Source organism: Rhizobium sp. 01T417, assembly GCF_056398905.1.
In genome coordinates, this window is sequence record NZ_JBFTQH010000135.1 from 1 (window position 1) to 1,340 (window position 1,340).

Consider the following 1,340-nt stretch of genomic DNA (forward strand, 5'->3'; position numbering starts at 1 on the left):
TTTTACCCGAAGGTAGTGTGCTAACCGCAAGGAGGCAGCTAACCACGGTAGGGTCAGCGACTGGGGTGAAGTCGTAACAAGGTAGCCGTAGGGGAACCTGCGGCTGGATCACCTCCTTTCTAAGGAAGCTGTGGAATTGGTAAGACGCCCTCCGACAAGTCTYCGACTTGYCTAGGGGATGARCCTTCCCGTGCTTTTTAGAACAAGATCGGATCAGTCAGATCACGATCGCAACGTAATACGCCTGCCGATCTGCTTTGCAGACAGCGGGTAGGGCGAGCTTTCGCCGTCCACGTTTCTCTTTCTTCATGAAGGATAGAACCTTGAGTTCTGCGCTCACGCGCTGTCCGCACCTTCGGTGCTGCGCTCCGCGAGGGCGCCGGACGACCGGCGACGGCCACTGGCCTGCATGGGTGCCTGACGCAGACTTAATCGTTCAGCGAGATGGGCCCGTAGCTCAGTTGGTTAGAGCACACGCTTGATAAGCGTGGGGTCGGAAGTTCAAGTCTTCCCGGGCCCACCATTTGCATTTGCAAGTGATGGTTAGGGAATGCCTGATCCTGACGGTTTGCTGTCAGGTGTTGCGATGGTTGGGGCTGTAGCTCAGCTGGGAGAGCACCTGCTTTGCAAGCAGGGGGTCAGCGGTTCGATCCCGCTCAGCTCCACCAAATCGCTTGGTGTCGAGCCGGGATATCCTTCTGGAGAAAAACAAAGTTTGCATCGACTTTAAGTCGGATGCCTGTTCTGCATATATCGTGAAGAGAAGATTGATCTGGAGGCTTCCAGGTGTTTTGCACAATCCTGTGGATTGCGCGAGATGTCCGAGCCCAGTTCTGTTGAAACCAAGGATGGCTTAGTCGGCCGGATCTGGTGGAGGGACTGGAGGTAGGAAGGAAGCCTGTCGTCAGGATTGCCCATTGTTCGGTGCCTTTTGGTGCTGTCTGATGGCTGGTCTGATTGCCGTTGCCTGACCGCGCGGTACCGGATTTAATCTCGAGAAGCTGGTCTTAAAGATCCGGCCCAAGCGAGCTGCTCGGCGTAGCTCCAATAAAGGGACCGGATCGAACACGTCGATGGCATCTGAATGATCTGGTTGTAAAAGGTAACCAGATTGTTGGAGCTGGCCGTATGGCCAGATTTGGCACCCCCGCGGCGAAGCCGACGGGACAAGGTTTGCCAAATCCAACTAAAGATGAGCATTGGCAATGAGAACGATTAAGTGTCGTAAGGGCATTTGGTGGATGCCTTGGCATGCACAGGCGATGAAGGACGTGATACGCTGCGAAAAGCCGTGGGGAGCTGCGAATAAGCTTTGATCCATGGATCTCCGAATGGGGCAA

2 tRNA genes and 2 rRNA genes are annotated in these 1,340 nt (G+C 54.9%); all 4 read left to right on the forward strand.

Features of this window, described 5'->3' with window-relative positions:
- Window positions 1-119, forward strand: a 16S ribosomal RNA gene (locus AC1DPR_RS31965); the annotation flags it as partial.
- A 327-nt stretch (window positions 120-446) separates the two neighbouring features.
- A tRNA-Ile gene (locus AC1DPR_RS31970) sits at window positions 447-523 on the forward strand.
- 69 nt (window positions 524-592) lie between these two features.
- Window positions 593-668 (forward strand) — tRNA-Ala (locus AC1DPR_RS31975).
- Between the two features lie 545 nt (window positions 669-1,213).
- Window positions 1,214-1,340 (forward strand): 23S ribosomal RNA (locus AC1DPR_RS31980); the annotation flags it as partial.